Source organism: Holdemanella sp., from assembly GCF_056804935.1.
Genome location: NZ_DBMEXE010000214.1, coordinates 1 through 2,782 on the forward strand (window position 1 = coordinate 1; position 2,782 = coordinate 2,782).

General features: G+C 35.0%; 2 protein-coding genes and 2 tRNA genes. 1 reads left to right on the forward strand and 3 read right to left on the reverse strand.

The window, feature by feature from the left end; all coding sequences use genetic code 11:
• Positions 1-65: 65 nt before the first annotated feature.
• Positions 66-1,418 (forward strand): tyrosine-type recombinase/integrase, encoded by a 1,353-nt coding sequence (locus tag ACZQCL_RS08395; protein ID WP_302317146.1) that lies wholly within the window; start codon positions 66-68, stop codon positions 1,416-1,418.
• Positions 1,419-1,672: 254 nt separating this feature from the next.
• Here the strand turns inward: ACZQCL_RS08395 and ACZQCL_RS08400 are convergent.
• From ACZQCL_RS08400 to ACZQCL_RS08410, 3 genes are all read right to left on the reverse strand, one after another.
• Positions 1,673-1,749, reverse strand: a tRNA-Arg gene (locus ACZQCL_RS08400).
• 221 nt (positions 1,750-1,970) lie between these two features.
• Positions 1,971-2,597, reverse strand: a complete 627-nt coding sequence (locus ACZQCL_RS08405) for an HAD family hydrolase (protein WP_227991389.1) — start codon at positions 2,595-2,597, stop codon at positions 1,971-1,973.
• A gap of 12 nt (positions 2,598-2,609) precedes the next feature.
• A tRNA-Arg gene (locus ACZQCL_RS08410) sits at positions 2,610-2,686 on the reverse strand.
• Between the last annotated feature and the right edge of the window lie 96 nt (positions 2,687-2,782).

Sequence of the window (2,782 nt, forward strand, 5' to 3'; positions counted from 1 at the left end):
TGAAGATAAAAATATTCGTAAGAAATTATTGATGAAACTATTAGAAATTGAAAGTGGTGAATAAAATGGCATCCATACAAAAACGAAAGGATAAATACAATGTAGTTTATTATTATACGGATAAATATGGAAAGCAAAAACAAAAATGGGAATCCTTTAGAACATTACGGGAAGCCAGAAAACGTAAGGCAGAAGTTGAATTACAACAAGCCAATCGAACCTTTATTGCACCAAGTACTACGACTTTAAATGAATTCTGGCCAACATACGTGGATCTATATGGATGCAATAAATGGTCAATATCTACTATGGAAAAGAATACGGCCTTATTTACAACATATATTTCTCCATATTTAGGGCATTGCAAACTAGATGAAATTCGTCCGATAACCATTGAGCAATATTATGCAAATCTAAAAGAAAGCGAAAATACAAAGAAAACAGGAAAAGTATCCACTCGTGTTGTCACAGAAGTTCATAGAGTTTTACGATGTACATTTAATGTTGCGGTAAAATGGGAATACATTTCCAATAATCCATTTTTAAAAGTGGATACGCCCAAGCATGATTATGAAAAGCGAGAAATATGGACAGCCAATCAAATTGCCAAAGCACTTGAAGTTTGCGAAGATCCAAAACTATCGATTGCCATCCAACTCGCATTTGCCTGTTCTTTAAGAATTGGTGAAGTGCTCGGTCTGACTTGGGATAATGTGCATATCAGTGAAGATGATTTTGCGTGTGGTGATACACACATTTATATAAAACAACAATTAGAACGCGCCCGTATGGATGCCATTGAAAAATTGAACAACAAAGATGTACTATTCATCTTTCCTCAATTTGAAAAAAGGAAAAATACGACAAGACTGATATTAAAAACTCCTAAAACAGATAGTAGTGTTCGAAAAATATGGCTCCCAAACACATTAGCTTCTTTTTTGAAGCAATGGAAAGAGGATCAAAGTAAGTATAAGGAAGCCTATGGAGATAACTATCATGATTATAATCTTGTAATATGTCAACCAAATGGCATTCCATGTGATGGAAGCATTATTCGTAAAGGCCTTTCAAAATTAGAGAAAGAAGCTGGCCTTCCCCACGTTGTCTTTCATTCTTTACGCCATACTAGCACAACCTATAAATTGAAATTGAATAATGGCGATATAAAAGCAACCCAAGGAGATACTGGACATTCTCAAGCAGATATGGTTATGGATCTATATAGTCACATCTTAGATGAAGACCGCAGAGTGAATGCACAAAAATTTGAGGACAGTTTTTATAAACAACATATGGAAAACTATGTTGATGTCCCACAGGCAAATAAGAAAGTCGACATAGATAAAGTACTGGAAAAAATCAAGCAAGATCCTGATTTATTGCAGCTTCTAATAGCCACTTTGAGCGGTGATTAAATGATGTTTATTAGCACGTGACGTATCGTTTGATACGTCCTGTGTCGTAGGGTTCTATTCGATGCCGTTAGATGACCATTAGAAATCCATTAGATGGCCCCAAAAATAGCACAAAAAAGTTCGGATAAAGATAGGTCATCCGAACACCTTTAAAATTTAATTATTTTTCCGTTTGAAATGTGAATTTTAACAGTGATGAATAGGTGTATTAAAAAACAAAAAAAGCGGAAAAACCGCTTAAATAAAGGCTAAAATGGTATTCCGGATGGGATTCGGACCCACGACCTTCCGCTTAGGAGGCGGACGCTCTATCCAGCTGAGCTACCGAAATATCTATGCTTATAATACCACAACTTCTACCTCTTGCTTAGGAATTTGACCTCCTGTTTAGGAGGCGAACCCTCTATCCTACTGAGGTACTGAGACTTATTTAATTGTAATGGAGCAATTTTCAAATTTATTTCATAAATCGCTTCCAAAAGGGGATTGCTCCACCTGACCCTTAGGAGGCGAACGCTCTATCCAACTGAGCTACTGGGACATATCATGATTTTAACACAATTCTGTAAAATCAACGATTGTTTTTACATGGTTTTTTTCAAACACCTTCTGATTGTTTGGATTTACTAAACCAATACACTCAATATTTAATGATCGAGCTGTATTGATTGCATACATCGAATCCTCAAATACAATCGCACTTTCTGCAGTTGTATTTAAATCTTTCAATACATACTCATAGATATCCACTTCTCTTTTTGACATCTTCAATTCATCTGCTGAATATACATTCTCCATATATTCCAACATACCAAGTCGATCTAATACTTTTTCAGATAATGCCCTTGTATTTGATGTTAATACAGCCATCTTTTTATTTTCTGAAGCACACTTCTTTATATAATCCAAAGCACCCTTCTTTGCCTCAATATGATACGCATATTGATTCAAGATATCTTCATTTACTTCATTGAACATCCAAGCCTCATCTTGTTTAGTATGAAATCTTTCTTTAATGTATGTTAAAACTTCCGAAAATTTCATTGTAAAAAAGATTTGACGAGCCTCTTCCATACTCATATACAAATCCATCTTTTTAAATAAACGAATGATGGCATCTTCCCATACGTGCATCGATTCAATTAATGTATCATCTAAATCAAAAAGTATTGTTTTCATGTTTCACCTAAATGGCGCGCCTGACAGGTCTCGAACCTGCAACCGCCAGAATCGGAATCTGATACTCTATCCAGTTGAGCTACAGGCGCACTACTTGATAATTATAGCCTAAATTAGTTTCATAATCCATTAAAATGTGGTATAAAAGTTAAGGTATATTTTAGGAGGAGAATATTTTTCATGGC

Bases quoted from the DNA above. Each gene is read 5' to 3' on its own strand.
- ACZQCL_RS08395 (WP_302317146.1), top strand. From the start codon at position 66: ATGGCATCCATACAAAAACGAAAGGATAAATACAATGTAGTTTATTAT.
- ACZQCL_RS08405 (WP_227991389.1), bottom strand. From the start codon at position 2,597: ATGAAAACAATACTTTTTGATTTAGATGATACATTAATTGAATCGATG.